The organism is Enterobacter sp. ZOR0014 (assembly GCF_000798855.1).
In the GTDB taxonomy this organism is placed as follows: Bacteria; Pseudomonadota; Gammaproteobacteria; order Enterobacterales; family Enterobacteriaceae; genus Enterobacter; species Enterobacter kobei.
The window spans coordinates 1-417 of the sequence record NZ_JTLF01000047.1; the positions used below are offsets into that span (position 1 = coordinate 1).

The following is a 417-nucleotide window of genomic DNA, read 5'->3' on the forward strand; positions in this document are numbered from 1 at the left end:
CGTGGCCTGGGCAGTCTACGTGTGCGTAGTGGCGAGTCGGGGTGTCGTATTCAACGTGAGAAGTGTTGATGGTGATACCACGAGCTTTTTCTTCTGGTGCGTTATCGATCTGGTCGAATGCACGAGCAGAACCACCGTAGGTTTTAGCCAGAACGGTAGTGATTGCAGCGGTCAGCGTTGTTTTACCATGGTCAACGTGGCCGATAGTACCGACGTTAACGTGCGGTTTTGTACGTTCAAACTTTTCTTTAGACATCGATTGTCCCTCTAAGACACGGATAAATCGGTGATATCACCACATCAACCAGGCGAAATGCCTGAATTGTTGAATACAGTAAATTTGAAACAGAGAGAAACGGGAAGGAGAAGTGAAGTGGTGCTGATACCCAGAGTCGAACTGGGGACCTCACCCTTACC

The 417-nt window shown here is 48.9% G+C and carries 1 protein-coding gene; it reads right to left on the bottom strand.

Features of this window, described 5'->3' with window-relative positions; translation table 11 throughout:
• On the bottom strand, positions 1-256 hold a 256-nt coding region (locus tag L977_RS01990), incomplete at its 3' end, for a GTP-binding protein (RefSeq protein ID WP_032437327.1).
• Positions 257-417: the final 161 nt, after the last annotated feature.